Genomic DNA, 19788 nt, shown 5'->3' with positions numbered 1-19788 from the left:
CCGCCCCCGGGCCCTCCGTCCGCACCACACCGAACACCTTCAACGAGGAGACACCGTGACCGTCACCGTGTGGCCTGCCCTGAGCAGCCCCCCGGCGTCAGGCGGCGAGGGATTCACCCCGCCTTCCCCGGACGACTTCTACGTCCCCCTGATCGGTGACTGGTTCACCCGCCCCATGCTGCTGGCGCTGCTGTCGCTGGTCCTGCTCGTGGGCTGGCTGCTGTGGGCCACCAAGCGCGTCTCGGTCGTCCCGACCAAGCGGCAGTGGTTCCTCGAGAACATCTACGACTTCGTGCGCAACGGCGTCGCCCGGGACATGATCGGCTCGCACGACTTCAAGCGGTTCACCCCGCTGCTGTTCGCGCTGTTCATCTTCCTGCTGCTCAACAACTGGTTCGGCTCGATGCCGTTCACCAACTTCCCGACGATGTCGCGCATCGGCATGGTCATCCCGCTGGTCGCCATCGTCTACATCGGCTACCACTACGCCGGCATCAAGAAGCACGGCGTGGGCGGCTACTTCAAACAGCTCGTGCCGGCGGGGGTGCCGATCTTCCTCGCGCCGATCATCTTCATCCTGGAGTTCGCGAGCTTCTTCGCGATCCGGCCCCTGACGCTGACGCTGCGACTCTTCGGCAACATGTTCGCGGGTCACATGCTCATGGGGGTCTTCATCCTCGGTGGCGCCTACCTGCTGATGTCCGGCAGCCCCGGGCTCATGGTGGCCGGTGCCGGCTCCTTCGTCATGGGCTTCCTGATGCAGCTGCTCGAGCTGCTGATCCAGGCCATCCAGGCCTACGTCTTCGTCATGCTCGCCGCCTCCTACTTCGGTGGCGCGGTCGCTGACGAGCACTGATCCACCAGCCCAACACCGTTTCGCCACAACCGAATACACCCCACAGTCTCCCGGGCGGGCAGCCACCCGGGTCACCCACAGAGAGAGAATCACTAGAGATGCAGCACTTCCTGGAGATCAGCGGCTCGATGTCCCTCGTCGGCTACGGCCTCGCGACGCTGGGCCCGGCCATCGCCATCGGTCTCATCTTCGCCGCTCTGCTCAACGGCATCGCCCGTCAGCCCGAGGCCGCAGGCCTCCTCCGTCCGCAGGCCATCTTCGGCTTCGCGGTCGCCGAGGCCCTCGCCATCCTGGGCTTCGTTCTCTTCTTCATCAACAACTGACGACCTCGCGCGTCGATCGCCCGAAGTCCGTCGTCTAGGTAGGAGAAGAACGTGCAGCTAACTGCCACGTCGCTGATCTCGGCGGTGCCTGCCGCCGAGGGCGGGCACCAGATGCCCCTGATCCCGCACATCCCCGAGCTCATCTTCACCCTCGTGGTGTTCGTGATCCTGTGGGTCGTCGTCGCCAAGAAGGTCGTGCCCGCGCTGGAGAAGGCGTATGCCGAGCGCACCGCCGCGATCGAGGGCGGGATGGACAAGGCCGAGGCCGCGCAGCGCGAGGCCGAGGCGGCCCTGGCGGAGTACAAGGCGCAGCTCGCCGAGGCTCGCGACGAGGCCGCTCGCATCCGCGAGGAGGCCAAGGAGCAGGGCGCGGCGATCGTCGCGGAGATGCGTGGCCAGGCGCAGGCCGAGGCCAACCGCATCACCGAGTCGGCGCACAAGCAGATCGAGGCCGAGCGTCAGCAGGCCGTCGTGTCGCTGCGCTCGGAGGTGGGTCGCATCTCGACCGACCTGGCGAGCCGCATCGTCGGCGAGTCGCTGCACGAGGAGACCCGCCAGAAGGGCATCGTCGACCGCTTCCTCGCGGAGCTGGAGGCCGGCGAGGTCCGCCCCGAGGTCGTCGGCCAGGGAGCCACCCGCGGCGGTTCCACGGACGGGGCCTTCTGATGCAGGGCGCGTCGCGTGGAGCCCTCGTCGCGAGCCGCAAGGCGCTGCAGGGCGTCCTGGACTCCGGGGCCGACTGGTCCGCGGTGTCCGAGGACCTCTTCGCGGTGGCCGGCGTGATCGACGGGTCCGCAACCCTGCGTCGCGCGCTCGCCGACCCCACCCGTGACGCCGAGAGCAAGCGCGGGCTGGCCCGCCGCCTGCTCCAGGGCAAGGTGCAGCAGGGCACGCTCGACGTCCTGGAGGCCGTCGTCGCGCAGCGTTGGTCGGCCGAGCGAGACCTGGCCGACGCCGTGGAGCGCCTCGCCGTCGAGACCCAGGTCGCGATGGCGGACGCCGCAGGTCGGGCGGACGACGTCGAGGAGCAGCTGTTCCGCTTCGAGCGCACCGTCTCCGGCACCCCCGAGCTGCGCGAGGCCCTCGCCGACCGTCAGCTCCCGGTGGACCGCAAGGTGGAGGTCGTCGAGCGGCTCCTGCAGGGCAAGGCCCACCCCGAGACCGTGCGCCTCGCCCGCCAGGCCGCGGCCGCGGGCCGGGGACGCACGTTCACGAGCACGATCGAGGAGTACCTCTCCGTCGCGGCTGCTCGTCGCGAGCAGCTGAGCGCCGTCGTGACGGTCGCCTCGCCGCTGACCGCCGAGCAGCACGACCGGCTGGCAGCCGCCCTCGGGCGGACCTACGGCCGACCGGTGCTCCTCAAGGTCGTGCTCGACCCCCAGGTCATCGGGGGCATCCGGGTGCAGGTCGGCGACGAGGTCGTCGACGGCACCATCGTCACCAAGCTCGACGCAGCCCGCCGCCACTTCGGCGCCTGAGCGGGTCCGACGCCCACCAGACACAACCGTCGGTCCCCGCGACCGTCACGAGGAGAGAGACAGACAATGACGGAGCTTTCGATCCGTCCGGAGGAGATCCGGGACGCCCTGGACAACTTCGTGCGGTCGTACCACCCCGGTGCGGCCAGCCGCGAGGAGGTCGGGCGCGTCGTCGACGCCGGCGACGGCATCGCCCACGTCGAGGGCCTGCCCTCGGCCATGACCAACGAGCTGCTGGAGTTCGAGGACGGCACCCTCGGCCTCGCGCTCAACCTCGACGTGCACGAGATCGGTGTCGTCATCCTGGGCGACTTCTCGGGCATCGAGGAGGGCCAGACGGTCAAGCGCACCGGCGAGGTCCTGTCCGTGCCGGTCGGCGACGCCTTCATGGGCCGTGTCGTCAACCCGCTCGGTCAGCCCATCGACGGCCTGGGCGAGATCAAGGACGAGGGCCGCCGCGCCCTCGAGCTGCAGGCCCCCAACGTCGTGAGCCGCAAGTCGGTGCACGAGCCGCTGCAGACCGGCATCAAGGCCATCGACTCGATGATCCCGATCGGTCGCGGCCAGCGTCAGCTGATCATCGGTGACCGTCAGACCGGCAAGACCACGGTCGCGGTCGACACGATCATCAACCAGCGCGCCAACTGGGAGTCCGGCGACCCCGACAAGCAGGTCCGCTGCATCTACGTCGCCATCGGCCAGAAGGGCTCCACGATCGCCTCCGTGCGCGGGACCCTGGAGGAGGCCGGTGCGATGGACTACACCACCATCGTCGCGGCCCCCGCGTCCGACGCGGCCGGGTTCAAGTACCTCGCCCCCTACACCGGCTCGGCCATCGGTCAGCACTGGATGTACCAGGGCAAGCACGTCCTCATCGTCTTCGACGACCTGTCCAAGCAGGCCGAGGCCTACCGCGCCGTGTCGCTGCTACTGCGTCGCCCGCCGGGCCGCGAGGCCTACCCCGGCGACGTGTTCTACCTGCACAGCCGCCTCCTGGAGCGCTGCGCCAAGCTCTCCGACGAGCTCGGCCACGGCTCCATGACGGGTCTGCCGATCATCGAGACCAAGGCGGGTGACGTGTCGGCATACATCCCGACCAACGTCATCTCCATCACCGACGGGCAGATCTATCTGCAGGGCGACCTGTTCAACGCCAACGTGCGCCCGGCCGTCGACGTGGGCATCTCGGTGTCCCGCGTCGGTGGTGCCGCCCAGATCAAGGCGATGAAGGAGGTCTCCGGCCGCCTCAAGGTGGACCTCGCGCAGTTCCGCGCCATGGAGGCCTTCGCGATGTTCGCCTCCGACCTGGACCCGGCCTCGCGCCAGCAGCTGGCCCGCGGTGCCCGCCTCGTCGAGCTCCTCAAGCAGCCGCAGGCGTCGCCGATGGCGGTCGAGGACCAGGTGCTCGTCGTCTGGGCCGGCACGGCTGGCAAGCTGGACGACGTGGACGTCGACGACGTGCGCCGCTTCGAGGCGGAGTTCGTCGACTACGTCAAGCGCGAGCGCGGCGGCATCCTCGACGCGATCCGCGAGACCAAAAAGCTCGACGACGACACCAAGTCGGCGATGGACGACGCGATGACCGCTTTCAAGCAGCAGTTCCGTCCGGGCACCGAGCACGCGGGCATCCACCCCGGCCACGAGGAGTTCGACTCCCTCGAGGACGACGGCATGGACCGCGCGCAGATCGAGAAGCGCTGACCTGACGCGCGACCGGTGCCGGGGGAGACCCCCGCGGGGTGGACCCCGGCACCGGCGCCGCCAGCAGCGGCATACCGGACACCAGACACAGCAGAGAGGCGGCAACTACATGGGTGGGCAGATGCGGGTCTACCGCCAGCGCATCCGGTCCGTCAGCGCGACCAAGAAGATCACCAAGGCGATGGAGCTCATCGCCGCCTCCCGCGTGGTCAAGGCCCGCGAGGCGGTCATGAGCTCGGCTCCCTACACGCACGCGCTGACGCGTGCGGTGTCGGCGGCGGCGTCGTTCGCCGGTGAGGAGCACCCGCTCACGACCAACCGCGAGGGCGGTCACCGGGCGGGCGTGCTCATCATCACCAGCGACCGTGGTCTCGCCGGGGCCTACTCGGCGTCCGCGCTGAAGACGGCCAACGAGCTGATGGAGCGGCTGCGCGGCGAGGGCAAGGAGGTCGTGCCCTACCTCGTGGGTCGCAAGGCCGTCGCGTGGTTCAAGTTCCGTGACCGGGGCTACGCCGAGGCCTGGGAGGGCTTCACCGACGCGCCGCGCTACGAGCACGCCCGGGAGATCGGGGAGCGGCTGATCGCGGACTTCCTCGACGAGAGCGGCGAGGGCGTCGACGAGATCCACATCGTCTACACCCGCTTCCGCACGATGGTCACCCAGCAGCCCCGGGCCCTGCGGCTCCTGCCGCTGGAGGTCGTGGAGAAGGGGGAGCGCGTCGAGGTGGACGAGGGCTACCTCGAGGAGCCGGACCGCGAGGGCCTGCAGCCGCAGTTCAGCTTCGAGCCGGACGCCGAGACCGTGCTGGACGCTCTGCTGCCCAGGTACGTCATCTCCCGGATCTTCACGTGCCTCCTCGGCGCGGCCGCCTCGGAGCTGGCCTCGCGCCAGCGGGCGATGAAGTCGGCGACGGACAACGCCGAGGAGCTCATCAAGACCTACACGCGTCTGGCCAACCAGGCCCGTCAGGCCGAGATCACCCAAGAGATCAGTGAAATCGTGGGCGGCGCCAACGCCCTCGCGGACGCCCAGTAAGCCGCCCAACACAAGAAGGTAGAGACAGCCATGACTGCCACCATGAACGAGGCCCAGCAGGGCGCCCCCGCCGAGGGCGGCGTCGGTCGGGTCTCCCGCTCCATCGGCCCGGTCGTCGACGTGGAGTTCCCCGTCGACGCCATGCCTGAGATGTACAACCTGCTCAAGGTCGACGTCGAGCTCGGCGGCGAGACCAAGACGCTCAACCTCGAGGTCGCCCAGCACATCGGTGACAACCTCGTGCGCGCCGTCTCCCTGCAGCCCACCGACGGCCTGGTGCGCGGCGCGGCGGTGCGCGACACCGGCGGCCCGATCAGCGTGCCCGTCGGCGACGTGACGCTCGGCAAGGTCTTCAACGCCACCGGTGACTGCCTCAACCTGGAGGAGGGCGAGCACCTCGAGGTCAACGAGCGCTGGGGCATCCACCGCCCGGCGCCGGCCTTCGACCAGCTCGAGTCCAAGACCCAGATGTTCCAGACGGGCATCAAGGTCATCGACCTGCTGACCCCCTACGTCCAGGGTGGCAAGATCGGCCTCTTCGGCGGCGCCGGCGTGGGCAAGACGGTGCTCATCCAGGAGATGATCGCCCGTGTCGCCCGTGACCACGGTGGTGTGTCGGTCTTCGCCGGTGTCGGTGAGCGCACCCGTGAGGGCAACGACCTGATGGTCGAGATGGAGGAGGCGGGCGTCCTCGGTCAGACCTCGCTCGTCTTCGGCCAGATGGACGAGCCGCCGGGCACGCGTCTGCGCGTGGCCCTGTCCGCCCTGACGATGGCGGAGTACTTCCGCGACGTGCAGAAGCAGGACGTGCTGCTCTTCATCGACAACATCTTCCGCTTCACGCAGGCCGGCTCGGAGGTCTCGACGCTGCTGGGTCGCATGCCGTCGGCCGTGGGTTACCAGCCCACCCTCGCCGACGAGATGGGTGTGCTCCAGGAGCGCATCACCTCCACGCGCGGTCACTCGATCACCTCGATGCAGGCGATCTACGTGCCGGCGGACGACTACACCGACCCGGCCCCGGCCACGACCTTCGCCCACCTCGACGCGACCACGGAGCTCTCCCGTGACATCGCCTCGATGGGTATCTACCCGGCCGTGGACCCGCTGACGTCGACCTCCCGCATCCTCGACCCGCGCTACATCGCGCAGGACCACTACGACACGGCGGTCCGCGTCAAGGGGATCCTGCAGCGCAACAAGGAGCTGCAGGACATCATCGCGATCCTCGGCATGGACGAGCTCAGCGAGGAGGACAAGATCCTCGTCAACCGCGCTCGCCGCATCCAGCGCTTCCTGTCCCAGAACACCTACGTCGCCAAGCAGTTCACCGGCATCGAGGGTTCCACGGTGCCGCTGGAGGACACGATCGAGGCGTTCACCAAGATCTGCGACGGCGAGTACGACCACGTCGCCGAGCAGGCCTTCTTCATGTGCGGTGGCCTCGACGACGTCGAGCGCCAGTGGGCGGAGATCCAGAAGTCTCTCTGACCCTCACCCGGCACCACGGCGGGCCATCTCCCTTGGGGGAGATGGCCCGCCGTCGTCGTGCCGGGCCGTATGCCGTCCGCCCGCCCGCAGCCCCGTCAGGACCGGGCGCGCCCCTCCGTCACCCGGCGCAGGAAGGCGATCATGCCCGGCGCCGCGGTGCTGGGCGTGAACTCTCGCAGGACCGCCGCGCGGCCTGCCGCGCCCTGCGCCGCGCTGAGCTCGGGCCGGCAGGCGACCTCGCTGAGCGCCTGGGCGAGCAGGTCGGCGCGACCGGCGGGGATGACGTGGCCGTTCTCGCCGTCCACGACCAGCTCGGTGATGCCGGCGATGCGGGTGGTGACGACGGGCAGCTCGGTGGACATGGCCTCCATGAGGACGACCGGCAGGCCCTCCTGGAAGCTCGGCAGGCAGAAGACGTCGGCCTGGCGGTACTCGTCGGGGAGCTGCTCCTGGCCGAGGGGTCCGACGAGCTCCACGACGTCACCGAGCCCGCGCTCGCTGATCGTCCGGGCCAGCGACTCGTGCAGCGGGCCGGCGCCGACCATGCGGACGCGGAGGGGGACCCCCTCCTCGCGCAGGCGTGTCACGGCGTCCAGCAGCACCGGGCCGCCCTTCTCCGGGACGAGGCGGCCGACATACAGCACCCGCAGGGGGTCTGACGCGGTGCGGGCGCGGGGCTGGGCCGGTGGGGGATAGTCCTGCGGGTCCACGGTCATGCGGACGACGTCGAGGCGAGGCCAGACCGCCGGGTCGACCATCCGCATGAGCTGGCTGCGGCAGAAGTCGGAGATGCAGGCCACGCCGTCGGCGGAGCGCACCTTGGCCGGCAGGTCGAAGCGCTCGACGGACTCGAACTCCGTGGGTCCGTGCATGCTGAAGCTCCACGACCAGTCCTCGCCGAGGTCCCGGGCGAGGGCGACGGTGAGCCGGGCGACGTCGGCGGCGGCGTTGGCGAAGTGGACGTGGACGTGCCGCAGCCCCCGGCGTCGCATCTCGCGGTGCAGCGTCACCGCCTCGGCGAGGTAGAACAGCTGCCAGAGCCGCGGCCGGGGCGCCAGCTCGCCGGTCCGCAGGGCCCGGCGCACGCCGCGCAGCCACACGTCGGGCTGGCTGCGCAGCAGCGCGAGGTTGGCCAGGGCCGCGCGGCGCTTGTCCTTGACCACGTAGGTCTGCCGGGCGTCCTCGCGCATCGTGGCCGAGACGAGCTGCTCTGGCGGGCAGGGGTTGAGGGTGAAGGTGTCGACCCGGGCGCCGTGGCCGCGCAGGGCGTGCACCTCGCGCTCGATGAACGCGTGGGACAGCGCGGGGTACTGGCTGACGAGGTAGGCGACCCCGAGGTCGCCGGCGTCGGTCGTGTGCTGGTCGGGCACGTGGCTCCTTGGGTGTGCGGGCGCGTCAGCGCGTGGAGGTGTCGCGTTCCCAGGTCTGGGCGGCGGGCGACGTGCGGGAGGCCGCGCGCCGGGCGTAGGCCGTGACGAGGACGTAGACGACGGCCGCGGGGATCAGGGTGGGCCGGCGGCGCAGCAGGTCCACGAGGGCGCGGGAGGTCGACCGGGTGGAGGTGGAGAAGTCGGTGGTCCGACCGTCGTCCACCATCGCCCCGGGGTCCTCCTCAGCCAGCTGGGCGTTGCCACGGGCCACCCGGGTGCGCACCTTGACGAGCTGGCGCAGGGTGCGGGGGACCTGGACCTCGAAGGTGCCGTCGACGATCTCGCGCTCGTCCAGGGAGAAGATGCGCTGGGCGAAGAGGTCGTCGCCGAGCAGGTCCGGGAAGGTGACGAAGCGGGCGCGGCCGGCGCGGGACATGCCGTAGACGCCGAGCCCGACGAGCTTGTCCTGCACGTAGGGCAGCTGGGAGAACACGTCGTAGAAGGCCCGGACCGGCCAGCTCGCCCCGCGTGTGGCGAAGTGCACCTGCGGCGCGGCCGCGCGTGGCTCCTCGGTCTGCAGCGCCTCGACCATGGCGGCGAGCGCCCCGCGGTCCAGGACGATGTCGGCGTCCAGGTAGATCCGGGGAAAGGCCGTCGCCACGGCGTCCGCCGCGTTGATGGCCTGCACCTTGGACGGGGTGGGCAGGTCCAGGACGGTCACGCCCGTATGCCGCCGGGCGCGCGCCACCGTGTCGTCGGTGCAGCCGTTGGCCGCGACCACGACCTCGAGGGGCAGCCCGGAGTCCTGCAGGGACTGCAGGCACCGGTCGATGACCTTGGCCTCGTCGTGGGCGGGGATGATCACGGACGCCGCCGGCGTCTGGGGGTGCATGTCCGTCACGAGCGGGTGTCCTCGGGGGTGCGTCCGGTCTCCTGGTCCTTGGTGGCCAGACGACGAGCGTAGACCGACCCGGCCGCAGGGAGGCGACGCAGCAGCTCCGCCTTGAGCCTGATCCGGCGCGAGCTCGGCATCAGGCGGGCGGCCAGGGCGAAGTGGTCCGCCGCAGCCGCACGATCGCCGCGGCGCAGCGCGCGCTCGCCCAGGTCGACCTGCTGCACCGCCGAGCCCTGCTCCAGACGCAGCTCGAGGAAGGCCCGCTCCGGCGCGGCCAGCGAGTCGGCGTACTGCTCGGCGACGTGCCGCAGCACCTCCTGCTCCCCGGCATACATGCGCTCGCTCTGCGTGGACAGGGTGCCGGACACCCGGCGGTAGAGGGCGTGCTGGGCGGTGAGGTACTCCGCGCGCCAGCCGGCGTAGATCGCCCGGGCCCAGAAGTCGTAGTCCTCGCAGACCCGCATGGACTCGTCGTAGCCGCCGATCTCCTCCCACATGCGCCGGGGGAAGACCGCGAAGCCGGACACGAAGTTGTTCTCGAGGATGTGCTGCCGCTGCCGGTCGGGGGAGGGGGTGCCCGAGGGCAGCACCGTGCGCCCCGGCACGATGCCGGCCGCACTCATCAGCAGGGCGTCGCAGGTGACGAAGCTCCGGGTCGTGCCGGCAGACGCCCACACGTCCACGGCCGCCTGGACGTAGGGCGGCAGCAGGATGTCGTCGGCGTCGAGCAGGCAGATGAGCTCGCCGCGGGCCTCGCGGATCGCCGCGTTGCGGGCCCCGGGCAGGCCCTTGTTGTCCTGGGTCACCACGCGCACGAGGTCGCCGTACGCGGCGAGCAGCTCCGGGGTGCGGTCGCTGCTGCCGTCGTCGGTCGCCACGACCTCGATGTGCGGGTAGGTCTGCGTCAGGGCAGAGGTGACCGCTGCGCCGAGGAATCTCTGCGCCTGGTAGCAGGGGATGACGATCGACACGAGCGGCTGGCTCGGTGAGGGCATGGGTCCTCCAACTGGCGGGTGACGAACGCCGGACCTGGGAACCGTCACCGCAGACGACGTGCTGGTACCAACCAGTCTAGATGGGCGCCTCTGGAGAGCACGTGTTTCGCCGGATTGCCCTTGCCATGCGGATCACTCTCTATGATGGGAGGCATGGCCCGTACTCATCGTCCCGCTATGCCCACCGAGCGACTCCACTGATGGTGGAGGGCGACACTGTCGGCGGAGGGATGCTCAAGACTCTCCTGAAGGGCACCACGTGGCAGGCCTTGGGCCAGTTCCTGCCTCTGATCATCAACCTGGCGCTGACTCCCTACATCATTGAGGGGCTCGGAGCGAAGATCTACGGAATCTTCTTGCTCATCAACACGATTCAGTTGGTGATGTCAAGTTTCGACGGTGGAATAGGGCCGAGTGCGAGTCGATACTTCACCCTTTACGCCGGCAGGGCGGATGCAGCGGCGACAACCCGACTGCTGGTCACGCTTCTGACCATTGTGCTGGGCACGACCACGGTGGTTTTTGGCCTCTTCTTTCTGGCTACGCCCGCGATCATCGAGTTTTTCCCGGTTACGCAGCCGGACCCCGAGGGGGCAGCCCTGCTGCTGCGTACGATGGTCGTACTAGTGGCGATGGCCCAGATCCGCGGGCTCTTCGCCTACGTCCTCTTTGCCGAGCACAAGTTCGCCGTTACGACCACTACCGGCCTTGCAGGACATCTGATCTACGTTATCGGTCTTATCTGGACAATTGAAGGTGGGCACGGACTCACGGGTATCGCCCTAACCTTTGTGGTCCAGCAACTCATGGCGACCATCGCTATCATCCCTGCAGCGCTGCAGCATCTATCCAGGGCGGGGGTTGGGCTTTTGACGTGGGCTGACCTCAAAGATTTCTTTGGCTACTCCTGGAAAGTGCAGTTTTCGAGTCTGCTTGACATGGTATCCCTGCAGGGAGACATGCTCATTGTCTCTAAGTTCGCGGCGGGGCAGCAACCACAGTTTGGCCCGGGGGCCAATTTTGCACAACAGCTGCGCATGGTCCCCATGAACGCTTTCAGCCCGGTGCAGGCCATGCTCGGTCGCGCGGTCGGAGGCAAAGGGGAGGCCGCAGCGGTCGCTGAGTACGTGCGGATCCAGAAGTTGTGGGTGCTGGGAGTGGTGGGCTGGGTTGCTGTAGGCGCGCCCGCCGCCTATTTCGGAGTCTCCCACTGGGTCAGGATGGGGTCTTCCCTTCCAGGTCTGGTTAGCGCAGTGCTGCTGGTGGGACACCTGTTTTACCTCATTGGGATCATTCAGGTGTTGTGGTGTCTGGCGGTGGGCCGATCGGACCTTGAGCTCAAGTATGGTCTTATTTCAACGGGCCTCAACCTAACCCTGACGTTGCTGCTAGTCATTCCTTACGGCGTCGTTGGGACCATCGTGGCGACGGTATTTGCCCAGATTGTGGGATGCATGGCCCTGACGATGATGATGAGGCACTCGCTCGCGTGTCGGGTGCCCTCCCCTTGGAGACACATTCCCTACGAGGTGGCACTGTTGGCCGCGTCCATCTCCTATCTGTGCGTATATGGGGCCCAGTTGCTTGTCGGGACAACCGTCCCCGCGGGTCCGATTGCCTTGCTGCTTTGCGGCTTCGCTGCGACCCCAGCCGCTTTCCTGTACGCAGTGCTCGTGGTGGGCCCGGCGGAACTTCGGTCGCTAGTCGGTCGTTTGCTCAGCGGACGAATTCGAGTGGGAAGGTGACGGCGTGAAGCGCGACAAATCGGGCGGGGACCTCGCCGCAGCGGCCGAGGCGTTCCGGCGCCTGTGTGCCACCGACCGAGCGGTCAACGACCAGCCTGGTAGCATCGTGACGCTCGCTGTGTGGCGCGCAGGACAGGTTTTGAATGGCGTCCCAGGTATTCGTGCCTTTGCTCTCAGGCGCCTCTGGCAGTTGGTGGATGCCATGTGGGTCCGAGGGGTCATCGGGGCTGAACTGCCGCCTCAAGTAGTCGTTGGGTCCGGGTTGTGCCTAGCCCACGCCGGCCGTGGCGTCATCTTGCACCCGGAGACCCGTATCGGCGCCGGGGTTAAGATTTACCACCAGGTGACGGTCGGTGTACGCGACCCGCACGGCGCGCCAAATATCGGGGACCGAGCGATGCTGGGTGCAGGAAGTAAAATTCTGGGGCCAATTGTCGTAGGAGACGACACCCAAGTAGGGGCGAACGCGGTCCTACTGACGAGTACGGAGCCAGGTAGTACGTACGTAGGGATTCCGGCTCGGCGAGTCGGGGGTGGCCAAGGTGGGAAGGGGTAGTAAAGCTAATGAAAGCCCAGAGTGTTTGGTTGACAGCGATCTTAACGGTGGGAGTGCTTGCCTCAGCCGGTTGTCAGTCAGATGGTGACCATTCGAAGGCTGGGCCGAGCAGTGATCAGTCAGGCGCCGGTGCGCCCATCCCCACTGCGATGGCGACAACGGGGTTTTCAGCGACTCCGGTTCCCGACCCTAAGGCTTCCGATACGCTCCCCAGCCAGATATTTTCCCCCGCAATAAATGTGTTCAAAGTGGATGTGAGCAAAGCCCCCACTTACGCCAATTCCGCTGCGATGGTCCAGAACCTACAGAGTCAGATCACTCCTCATTGGGGTGGTATCGCGGCGTTTAACAATGATCGCTACAACCCCAGTTACTACGTAGTGAGCAGCAACACGCCCCGCGTCGACGTGGCTTTCTTGAACTGTCAGAACAAACCCGGTGTTCCCGAGGGGCTCATGAACGGGCCAGCAATGTTCAAGCAGGTGCCTATCCCAGTAGGGGCGATTCCTGCGGCCGGAACCGACTCGACGCTCACCTTGTACGACCCCAGCACAGACCAGCTTTGGGAGTTCTGGGTACTGCGTAAGCAAGCGACCAAACCCAACAAATGGGAGGCGTGCTGGGGCGGACGCATCGACAACGTATCTAAGTCCCCCGGATTCTTCGACCCCCCTTATGGCGCCAGTGCGTCCGGTCTCGTCACGACTGGATCTATGGTAACAATCAAGGAGGCGGCGGAAGGCAAGATTGAGCACGCCATGGCCCTTAACCTAATTGAAACTGGCCACCACAGTCGCATTTGGTATCCGGCAAACCGAAGCGACGGCAACTCCAGCAATCCGAACGCTATCCCCGAAGGGGCGAGGCTGCGCCTGGATCCCTCCGTGAACGTTGATGCTCTGCAGATCACCCCGTTGGCTAAAGCCATCGCCAAGGCTGCTCAAAAATACGGATTCATCGTGGTGGATACAGCGCACGCGGTCGCCGTGATCGCTGAGAGTGGGCAGGCGCAGCAAGCAAAGACAGGAAAGGATCCGTGGGGGCCGATTCTGGGAGACGTGCCCAATTACAAACAACTGGAAGGTTTTCCCTGGGATAGGGTGCAGGTTATCCAGCAAGATTATGGCAAGCCTGGGTCTTGATGAGTTTCCTTGGTGCGTTCAGCACGATGAAGGCCTTGCGACATAGCTCTGCGAGATGGCGCTCACCAACAGCACCCTGAAGAGGGGGACCCGGGCTAGCGCGTATTGATTCGAGCGCTAACCTGGCGGGCTGGCGCCCCAGCCATGATGGCCAGCGCAGGGACTTCACCTCGAACGACCGATCGAGAAGCGATGACTGCTCCATCCCCGATCCGTGCTCCCGGCAGAATAGTTGCGCCAGCTCCAATCCAGACGTCGCGGCCGATGACTATCCCGTCTCCGTGCCAAGGCTGCTCTCTGACCAATTCGTTGGCGCGTGTGCCGTGATTGGATCCTACGAGAGTGCACTGTTGTGACACCAGGCAATCAGGGCCGATAATGATAGGTGCGCCTGCGCAGCGAATATTGTTAAATTCCCCCACGTATGTCCTCGCACCTATCTCGAGTCGGGCGCCTTCAAGCCCCCCGCCGTTGGAGATTGACAGGACAGTGGGGCCAGCGACGTGTACCTCGTCCCCTAGGAGCACGTCTTCCACTCGACCGTCGAAAAGCACGCCCGTCGTCATCCGAGCTGTGGGATTAGCCGTGCGAAGGCGGTGAAGGGGGAGAGCCGTGCGACGCACGTGTCGAACCAGTTCCTTAGCAGTGGCAATCATGAATCCTCCCGAGGCCAAGGGCGCTCAATGCCGTCCTCACCCGTGTGGCTCGTGCAATTTCGGACTAAAACCGTTCGACCAGCAATGCCAGCAATGAGCCACATCAGGTAGTTTGGAAATGGGTAGGGATTGGGGCTCGTCATGCTGGGGACGAACCAGACTGCTAGCGCGAACACGAGGAAGAGCCACCACGAGCGCAGCTCTCCTTGAGTTTGCCTCGCCCGCCACAGCATGGTGACTGGCCCTAGGACAATGACTGTAATCCACAAGAGTGCACCAGGGATCCCCGTTTCAACGGCGCGCGACAGGAAGACGTTGTGGATCTCGATGGTCACAGTCGTGATGGGGTAATCGGGTGCTTGCCGAACCCATTCTGTTCCGATGTCGATGAACCGACTCCAGCCGATTCCGAATAGCGGTTGCTCTCCTAGCGCCCTCCAGCCCGCCTCGTACGTGTTGGCTCGATCGTACAGGGAGCGAGAAGTTGTCAGACGCCCTGTAGCCAACTCCATCAGACTTGGCATGGCCAGAAGCGCCGAGCCCAAGGCCGCTGCTCCCAACACGCCCGCAAGAGCAAACCATCGTCTGGCCCGAGGAACGACCAGGGCAATCAGGGCGATCCCGAGAAGCGCAGCCAGCCAGGACGACCGCGTAAGCGTCAATATCAAACCCGCAGCTGAGGCCGGTATCGTTAGAAGTACCAGCAGTCGCCAGCCCGCATTGCGCGTTCGTGTCCATAAGAGAGCGGCCGCAAACGCGCACAGGGCCAAGGCCATCCCGTTGGCCTCACTTGATAGGAAGGGGCCCACGGCTCGCGGATCATCCCTGGCCATGGGGTTATTGGCAAGGTAGTCCATGATGTATCGCGGAAATACAAGTTGCTTGGGCCCAACCATGCAGAGTACGGAAACCGCTCCAAGGTAGAGACCGATCAAGGTGAGGGTGCGCAGGAGGAGGTCGCGGCGGTGAGTGGTGGAGAAGAGTAGTCCTCCGACTGAGAACATTAGGAACGGCACCATGATGCGGTCTAGCAGCGCGTAGAAACCATTGTCGCTCGCGAGAGTCCCTGCGCTTAGCGCCGACCAAGCAGTCCACAAGGTGAGTACGCCCATCACCACGTACACAGGCATAGGGCGCAGCCGGTCGCGGTGCGGTTCAAGGGCCAACAGCACCAGCGACCCCAAAAGAAGCACCCTGTCAGGTGGCACGGGGAAGCCCATTAGGCCGCTGTTGCCGGAGAATAGGTTGAGCGCTGTTGACGCGAGAAAGAGCCACACGTACGCAGGTATCCGCTCGGGAGGTGTCCCCGCCGGGGGCAGGGGATCCAGAGCGCGCTGAGTCACCTTGGCCGTCACGGCCGAGCGTCAGACTGGGTGCCGGGATTGGTCCCCACCACATGCGATCCCTCAGGTTTGGTCACCGGGTCGCGATGGTGGCGCCCCTCCTGGGCGGCCCGGGCCCGTCCGGCGCGCGCCTGACGGCGGTCGAGCAGGACGGCGAGGAGCAGCGCGAGGGCCAGGCCGACGACGAGGCCGCCGAGGGCGTACCGCTGCTGGTTGCCGGCCTTGGTGGAGGCGCTCAGCTCGGCGGGCTTGACGACGACGAGGTTGGCGGCCTGGGAGCCCTGGGAGATCTGCTGCTGGTACTTCTGCCCCACGGCGTCGAACTGCACGCGGAGGGTGGCCTCCTTGGCGTGGGCCTGCGCGGCGGCGCTGCGGGTGCTCGTGATGGCGGCCTGGCTGGTGGCCCGGCCGGCGGCCTGCCCGGCAGCGGTGTCGGCGGCGTCGGACGCGGCCTTGGCGGCGCCCCACTCGTCACCGAGCTTCTTCAGCTGGGCGAGGGTCGCCTCGGGGTCGCTCTCCGTCTTCTTGGAGTTGACGGCCTTGACGAGGTCGTCGGCGGCCTTCTGCGCCGCCGTGACGACACCGTCCTTGTCCGGCCCCTTGGCCTCGATCCGGATGACGTTGGAGTCCGGGACGGGGGAGGCGCTGACCTCGGTGCCGGCCGGCACGTCGCCCTTGCCCTGGATCCCGCGGTCGTTGACCCAGCGGGAGTAGTTGGCCGCCATCTCGGTGGTCGCCTGCGGGAAGCCCGCGATCTGGCCGGCGGAGATGTTGCCGGTGCCCACGGAGGTCCGTGCCTCGGCGGTGTAGGTGGGGGCCTTGGCGGCCCCCGCCAGGTAGCCGATCACCGCGAGCGCGAGGGGCAGGGCGAGAGCCAGCCACCAGCGCCGGGCCAGGGCCGTCAGCGGTTAGGACGGAGCAGTCTGAGGATGGGCAGTGGTCACGAGTCTCCTTCGGGGCACGGTGCGTGCTGGTCGTGGTGCGGTCGGTCGGGGCCGCCGTCAGTGGTCAGGGGTGGGTGCGGTGGCCGTGGGCGCCGAGGCACCGAGGTAGGCCTCGCGTCGGCGCTGGCTGATGCGGGTGCCGAGCCGGCGGGGCAAGGACCCCAGCACCAGGGTGGCAGCCGCACCGGGCGTGGGGCGAACCCGCAGGCTCGCGAGGGCCGAGCGGCGGCACCGGCCCGTGTCCCCGCGCAGGAGATACTCCCGCGCGAGCCTGGCATCGTCCTGGGCGATCCGCTGCCGCATGACCTCGCGGTCGCCGTGCTGCCCGGAGGCCTGGGCGTCCTGCAGGATCCACTGCGAGGCCTCCAGGCTGGGGACGACGTTCTTGACGCTGTCGTTGGCGCCGTGGATCCGGTACCGCACCAGCGGCCGCTTGGTGTACCACGCGGCGGCGCCGCCGCGGGCCGCCGCCATGGTCAGGTAGAGGTCGTAGGAGGTGCCGGCCTGCTCGGGGACGCGGTCCCAGTCGATGCTCGCCCGTCGCAGCAACGACCCGGACAGCGAGACGGCCCCCTGCGCGGCCAGCCCGCTGAACGGCTGGTGCAGGCCGGGTGCGAGCTCGGCCCGGTGCGTGTCGCGCTGGACCTGCTCGGTGTCGGCCGCGAGGGTCTGGCCGTGGACGTCCACGAGCCGCAGGTCGCAGAAGGAGGCGGTGACGTCGGGGCGGTCGTCGAAGCCGGCCAGCATCGTCGCGAGCGCGTCGGGCTCGAAGGCGTCGTCGTCGTCCAGCTTGATCACGAACTCGCCCCGCGCCCGCCGGAACCCGTCGAGGGCGTTGCCGATCATGCCGAGGTTCTCCGGGCGACCGAGGTAGGTGATGCGGTCGTCGGCGAAGGACTCCACCACCTGGCGGGCGGCGGGGTCGTCGGCGTTGTCGCAGACCAGGATCTCCAGGTCGCGCAGGGTCTGGGCCACCGCCGACCCGAGCGCCTCGCGGAGCATCTCCGGGCGGCGGTAGGTCGGCATCACGACGGTGACGCGTGGCGCCGGGTCGAGCGTGGTCATTCGGTCCCCCATCGGTGGCGAGCGTGTTCCCCCCGGCCGCGGGAGGGCAGGCTCCAGCGGCCTCGTACTCCGTCAACGTTACCTAGAGTGCTTGCCCTAGGCCCGGGAGCAGCCGAAACGCCACCCGAATCGCAGGCATCGACCCCGCTGGGTAATCAGTTTTCACGCTCCGTCCAGGAGCGATTCGGACAAAGAGTGACAAAGCCCCATCCGTTCGGCCTAGTCGGGTGCTCTCGGGGGCGCCTAGTACCATGTGTCCACACCATCCCCGAGGTCCGAGGAGATCCCCGTGCCCCTGCAGGTCCAACTCGTCGCCGCGGATCGCCCCGTCTGGGAGGGCGAGGCCTCGTCGGTCACCGCCCGCACGACCGAGGGCGAGCTCGGCATCCTCCCCGGCCACACCCCCCTGCTCGGCGTGCTGGTCAGCGGCGACGTGTCCATCACCTCGGGGGAGGGCCGGCGCACGGTCCGCATCGACTCCGGCTTCCTGTCCGTCCACGACGACCACGTGACCCTGGTCGCGGAGCACGTCGACGAGGCTGCTGCCTCCCACGGACGCTGACCCGGCCGCACCGTGGACGGCATCGAGATCACCGAGATGGTGGCCGCCGGTGCTGCGGTGCTGCTGGTGCTGGCTTTGCTCGGCACCTACCTGCGCCGGCGGCTGATCGCCGCCGGCGCTCCCATGTTCGTGTGCGCCTACCGCCGCCCGGGGCGGGCGTCGTGGCGCTACGGGCTGGCACGCTTCGAGTCCGAGCACCTCGTGGTCTTCCCGCTGAGCGGCGCGACGCTGCAGCCGAGCCACCGGGTGAGCCGCACGGGGATGGCCCTGCTGCACGCGGGGGAGCCCGCCCGCGGCCAGGCGCCGCTGGTCGAGGACCCGGTGGTCGTCGCGCTGTCGGACTCCGGTCGGCAGCTGGAGATGGTGCTGCCCCGCGACTCCTACACCGCCGTGCGGTCCTGGCACGAGGCCAGCCCGCCGGGGTGGCCGCCGCGGGTCGCCTGACCGTACCGCCTACTCGCGGCCGCCGCCCGGCTGCCACAGCACGTCCCCGCCGTGGTCCCGGTTGGCCACCCGCGCGAGGATGAAGAGCAGGTCCGACAGCCGGTTCAGGTACTTCGCCGTGAGGACGTTGACGCCACCGGCCCCCCGCTCGGCGCCCTCGGGGGCGGGGTGGTCGCCATACGTGTCGATCGCTGCCCAGGTGCTGCGCTCCGCGCGGCGCACCACGGTGCACGCCAGGTGCAGATAGGCCGAGCCGGCCGACCCCCCGGGCAGGATGAAGGAGCGCAGCTTCTCCAGCTCGCCGTTGTAGGTGTCGCAGTCGGCCTCGAGCTCGTCGATCCACGCGGCCTGGACACGCAGCGGGGGGTACTCCGGCGTCTCGCTGCGCAGCGGGTTGCACAGGTCCGCGCCGACGTCGAAGAGGTCGTTCTGCACGCGGGTCACGGTCGCCACGACGTCCTCGCGCAGGTCGCCCGCCGCGATGGCGATCCCGAGGCAGGCATTGGCCTCGTTGGCGTCCGCGTAGGCCTGCAGCCGCGGGTCGGTCTTGCGGGTCCGGCTGAAGTCGCCGAGGTGCGTCGTGCCGTCGTCGCCGGTGCGGGTGTAGATGCGCGTGAGGTTGACCATGAGGCCATCGTGGCACGCCCCGATCGCGCCAATCGGGCGCTGGTGTCCTCCAACGGGCGCCGATGATCACTCCACGTGGTGCAATATGTCCATCAGAGTGACGTCAGGCTGCTCGGCGCGCCCACCGTGCCGGGACCGCAGGAGGCCGTATGGCGAGGGGGCGCACCACCACCGGGGACACGGTCGTCGAGGTCGTGCTGCCCGGCTACGAGCTGCGGGTGCAGGGGCGGCTGGACGCCCGCAACGACCACGCGCTGCGTGAGGAGATCCACCGCGCCATCGTCCTCGGGGAGGGTGAGCTGCTGCTGCACCTCGACGCGGCCGAGATCCACGACGCCACCGCCCTCGCGCTCATCGCTGGGGCCCACCACCGGGCGCGCAGAGCCGGGCGCCGGCTGGTGATCGTCAACCCCTCGGCGAGGTTCGAGCGGGTGGTCGCGGCGATGCGGCTGGGCAAGGTGCTGGAGCGTCGCGACACCCGCTGACCCCTGTGGGCGGTCTCACCCTGTGGCGGCCGTCACCGGGTCTCCCGCCGGGCCGGACCCGCCGGTAGGTTGCG

General features: G+C 68.1%; 21 protein-coding genes. 13 read left to right on the top strand and 8 right to left on the bottom strand.

Features of this window, described 5'->3' with window-relative positions; genetic code table 11:
- The first annotated feature begins 55 nt into the window (after positions 1–55).
- The 7 genes from atpB (at position 56) to atpD (ending at position 6885) form a co-directional block, all read left to right on the top strand.
- The gene (gene atpB / locus ADJ73_RS15710) at positions 56–856 is read left to right on the top strand and encodes a F0F1 ATP synthase subunit A (protein WP_253272608.1); all 801 of its coding nucleotides are present in this window, start codon (positions 56–58) and stop codon (positions 854–856) included.
- A 110-nt stretch (positions 857–966) separates the two neighbouring features.
- Positions 967–1179 carry a F0F1 ATP synthase subunit C gene (locus ADJ73_RS15705; protein ID WP_216593729.1) on the top strand — a complete coding sequence of 71 codons (213 nt, stop codon included), beginning with the start codon at positions 967–969 and terminating at the stop codon, positions 1177–1179.
- 51 nt (positions 1180–1230) lie between these two features.
- A complete protein-coding gene (locus tag ADJ73_RS15700) occupies positions 1231–1845 on the top strand; it encodes a F0F1 ATP synthase subunit B (RefSeq protein ID WP_082177060.1) in 615 nt (204 codons plus the stop codon).
- A complete protein-coding gene (locus ADJ73_RS15695; RefSeq protein ID WP_050349050.1) occupies positions 1845–2657 on the top strand; it encodes a F0F1 ATP synthase subunit delta in 813 nt (270 codons plus the stop codon). The genes ADJ73_RS15700 and ADJ73_RS15695 overlap by 1 nt, the downstream gene beginning before the upstream one ends.
- A 66-nt stretch (positions 2658–2723) precedes the next feature.
- Positions 2724–4358: a F0F1 ATP synthase subunit alpha gene (gene atpA / locus ADJ73_RS15690; protein WP_050349049.1), complete on the top strand. Its 1635-nt coding sequence runs from the start codon at positions 2724–2726 to the stop codon at positions 4356–4358.
- Between the two features lie 109 nt (positions 4359–4467).
- Positions 4468–5394 (top strand): F0F1 ATP synthase subunit gamma, encoded by a 927-nt coding sequence (locus ADJ73_RS15685; protein WP_050349048.1) that lies wholly within the window; start codon positions 4468–4470, stop codon positions 5392–5394.
- Positions 5395–5424: 30 nt separating this feature from the next.
- The gene (atpD, locus tag ADJ73_RS15680) at positions 5425–6885 is read left to right on the top strand and encodes a F0F1 ATP synthase subunit beta (protein WP_050349047.1); all 1461 of its coding nucleotides are present in this window, start codon (positions 5425–5427) and stop codon (positions 6883–6885) included.
- Between the two features lie 95 nt (positions 6886–6980).
- On the opposite strand, the gene ADJ73_RS15675 is transcribed toward atpD, so the two are convergent.
- From ADJ73_RS15675 to ADJ73_RS15665, 3 genes are read right to left on the bottom strand one after another with little or no spacing between them, the layout of a single operon-like run.
- Positions 6981–8255: a glycosyltransferase gene (locus ADJ73_RS15675; RefSeq protein WP_050349046.1), complete on the bottom strand. Its 1275-nt coding sequence runs from the start codon at positions 8253–8255 to the stop codon at positions 6981–6983.
- Between the two features lie 25 nt (positions 8256–8280).
- Positions 8281–9147, bottom strand: coding sequence for a glycosyltransferase (locus tag ADJ73_RS15670; RefSeq protein WP_253272745.1), 867 nt, complete (start codon positions 9145–9147; stop codon positions 8281–8283).
- 5 nt (positions 9148–9152) lie between these two features.
- The gene (locus ADJ73_RS15665) at positions 9153–10145 is read right to left on the bottom strand and encodes a glycosyltransferase family 2 protein (protein ID WP_050349044.1); all 993 of its coding nucleotides are present in this window, start codon (positions 10143–10145) and stop codon (positions 9153–9155) included.
- Positions 10146–10345: 200 nt separating this feature from the next.
- Here ADJ73_RS15665 and ADJ73_RS15660 point away from each other — a divergent pair, with 200 nt between their 5' ends.
- From ADJ73_RS15660 to ADJ73_RS17085, 3 genes are all read left to right on the top strand, one after another.
- On the top strand, positions 10346–11890 hold the full coding sequence (locus tag ADJ73_RS15660; protein ID WP_050349043.1) for a lipopolysaccharide biosynthesis protein: 1545 nt from the start codon (positions 10346–10348) through the stop codon (positions 11888–11890).
- Between the two features lie 202 nt (positions 11891–12092).
- Positions 12093–12446 carry a serine O-acetyltransferase gene (locus tag ADJ73_RS17880; protein WP_367379602.1) on the top strand — a complete coding sequence of 118 codons (354 nt, stop codon included), beginning with the start codon at positions 12093–12095 and terminating at the stop codon, positions 12444–12446.
- A gap of 254 nt (positions 12447–12700) precedes the next feature.
- Complete coding sequence (locus ADJ73_RS17085) at positions 12701–13588, top strand: DUF4124 domain-containing protein (protein WP_156188265.1); 888 nt, start codon at positions 12701–12703, stop codon at positions 13586–13588.
- A 95-nt stretch (positions 13589–13683) separates the two neighbouring features.
- Here the strand turns inward: ADJ73_RS17085 and ADJ73_RS16750 are convergent, their stop codons facing one another.
- The 4 genes from ADJ73_RS16750 to ADJ73_RS15650 all read right to left on the bottom strand — a co-directional run bounded on the left by ADJ73_RS16750 (position 13684) and on the right by ADJ73_RS15650 (position 17596).
- The gene (locus ADJ73_RS16750; protein ID WP_082177057.1) at positions 13684–14154 is read right to left on the bottom strand and encodes an acyltransferase; all 471 of its coding nucleotides are present in this window, start codon (positions 14152–14154) and stop codon (positions 13684–13686) included.
- 86 nt (positions 14155–14240) lie between these two features.
- On the bottom strand, positions 14241–15599 hold the full coding sequence (locus ADJ73_RS16745; protein ID WP_156188263.1) for an O-antigen ligase family protein: 1359 nt from the start codon (positions 15597–15599) through the stop codon (positions 14241–14243).
- Positions 15596–16435: a hypothetical protein gene (locus ADJ73_RS15655; protein ID WP_050349042.1), complete on the bottom strand. Its 840-nt coding sequence runs from the start codon at positions 16433–16435 to the stop codon at positions 15596–15598. The genes ADJ73_RS16745 and ADJ73_RS15655 overlap by 4 nt, the downstream gene beginning before the upstream one ends.
- A 153-nt stretch (positions 16436–16588) precedes the next feature.
- On the bottom strand, positions 16589–17596 hold the full coding sequence (locus ADJ73_RS15650) for a glycosyltransferase family 2 protein (RefSeq protein ID WP_050349041.1): 1008 nt from the start codon (positions 17594–17596) through the stop codon (positions 16589–16591).
- Between the two features lie 289 nt (positions 17597–17885).
- On the opposite strand from ADJ73_RS15650, the gene ADJ73_RS15645 reads away from it, so the two are divergent.
- Positions 17886–18158, top strand: a complete 273-nt coding sequence (locus tag ADJ73_RS15645; protein ID WP_050349040.1) for a F0F1 ATP synthase subunit epsilon — start codon at positions 17886–17888, stop codon at positions 18156–18158.
- A gap of 12 nt (positions 18159–18170) precedes the next feature.
- Positions 18171–18602: a DUF2550 family protein gene (locus tag ADJ73_RS15640; RefSeq protein WP_050349039.1), complete on the top strand. Its 432-nt coding sequence runs from the start codon at positions 18171–18173 to the stop codon at positions 18600–18602.
- 9 nt (positions 18603–18611) lie between these two features.
- Here ADJ73_RS15640 and ADJ73_RS15635 read toward each other — a convergent pair whose 3' ends face one another.
- Positions 18612–19229, bottom strand: coding sequence for a cob(I)yrinic acid a,c-diamide adenosyltransferase (locus tag ADJ73_RS15635; RefSeq protein WP_050349038.1), 618 nt, complete (start codon positions 19227–19229; stop codon positions 18612–18614).
- 149 nt (positions 19230–19378) lie between these two features.
- Between ADJ73_RS15635 and ADJ73_RS15630 the strand changes: the two genes are divergently transcribed.
- On the top strand, positions 19379–19714 hold the full coding sequence (locus ADJ73_RS15630; protein ID WP_050349037.1) for an STAS domain-containing protein: 336 nt from the start codon (positions 19379–19381) through the stop codon (positions 19712–19714).
- The last annotated feature ends 74 nt before the right edge of the window (positions 19715–19788 follow it).

The organism is Arsenicicoccus sp. oral taxon 190, assembly GCF_001189535.1.
GTDB lineage: Bacteria > Actinomycetota > Actinomycetes > Actinomycetales > Dermatophilaceae > Arsenicicoccus.
The sequence above is the reverse complement of the archived record's forward strand: the minus strand, read 5'-3'. Positions and strand labels throughout refer to the sequence as shown.

Excerpts from the sequence above, each read along its gene's own strand:
- atpD (WP_050349047.1), top strand. The coding sequence starts at position 5,425 with ATGACTGCCACCATGAACGAGGCCCAGCAGGGCGCCCCCGCCGAGGGC.
- ADJ73_RS15635 (WP_050349038.1), bottom strand. The coding sequence starts at position 19,229 with ATGGTCAACCTCACGCGCATCTACACCCGCACCGGCGACGACGGCACG.
- ADJ73_RS17880 (WP_367379602.1), top strand. The coding sequence starts at position 12,093 with ATGTGGGTCCGAGGGGTCATCGGGGCTGAACTGCCGCCTCAAGTAGTC.
- ADJ73_RS15670 (WP_253272745.1), bottom strand. The coding sequence starts at position 9,147 with ATGCACCCCCAGACGCCGGCGGCGTCCGTGATCATCCCCGCCCACGAC.
- atpA (WP_050349049.1), top strand. The coding sequence starts at position 2,724 with ATGACGGAGCTTTCGATCCGTCCGGAGGAGATCCGGGACGCCCTGGAC.
- ADJ73_RS15660 (WP_050349043.1), top strand. The coding sequence starts at position 10,346 with ATGGTGGAGGGCGACACTGTCGGCGGAGGGATGCTCAAGACTCTCCTG.
- ADJ73_RS15630 (WP_050349037.1), top strand. The coding sequence starts at position 19,379 with ATGGCGAGGGGGCGCACCACCACCGGGGACACGGTCGTCGAGGTCGTG.
- ADJ73_RS15695 (WP_050349050.1), top strand. The coding sequence starts at position 1,845 with ATGCAGGGCGCGTCGCGTGGAGCCCTCGTCGCGAGCCGCAAGGCGCTG.
- ADJ73_RS15665 (WP_050349044.1), bottom strand. The coding sequence starts at position 10,145 with ATGCCCTCACCGAGCCAGCCGCTCGTGTCGATCGTCATCCCCTGCTAC.
- ADJ73_RS16750 (WP_082177057.1), bottom strand. The coding sequence starts at position 14,154 with ATGACGACGGGCGTGCTTTTCGACGGTCGAGTGGAAGACGTGCTCCTA.
- ADJ73_RS15685 (WP_050349048.1), top strand. The coding sequence starts at position 4,468 with ATGGGTGGGCAGATGCGGGTCTACCGCCAGCGCATCCGGTCCGTCAGC.
- ADJ73_RS15650 (WP_050349041.1), bottom strand. The coding sequence starts at position 17,596 with ATGACCACGCTCGACCCGGCGCCACGCGTCACCGTCGTGATGCCGACC.